The organism is Streptomyces sp. NRRL S-340, assembly GCF_000720185.1.
Lineage (GTDB): Bacteria > Actinomycetota > Actinomycetes > Streptomycetales > Streptomycetaceae > Streptomyces.
Genome location: NZ_JOIY01000140.1, coordinates 1 through 249 on the forward strand (window position 1 = coordinate 1; position 249 = coordinate 249).

The window sequence follows — 249 nt, forward strand, 5'->3', positions numbered from 1 at the left end:
GTACGGGTGGTCTCTTCGAGTACGGGGCCGGGGAGCCGGACCGGGGCGGACCGGCAGTCGCCGAAACTGGCGCGCAGCCGGGTCATCAGCCCGATGAGCCGGCCGACCTCGTCGTCGGTCCAGTCGCTCAGCCGCTCCGCGAGCAGGTGCGTGGTCCGCCGGGACAGGTCGTCGAGCCGGTCCAGACCCGCGGGCGTCAGGCGCAGGATGCGCGAGCGCTTGTCCGCCGGGTCGGGCAGCCGGTCGATC

Annotated in this window: 1 protein-coding gene; it reads right to left on the reverse strand. The window is 74.3% G+C overall.

Annotation, left to right across the window (positions count from 1 at the left end; translation table 11 throughout):
- A partial coding sequence (locus tag IG64_RS37310; RefSeq protein ID WP_037865049.1) for a MarR family transcriptional regulator occupies positions 1-249 on the reverse strand: 249 nt, incomplete at both ends.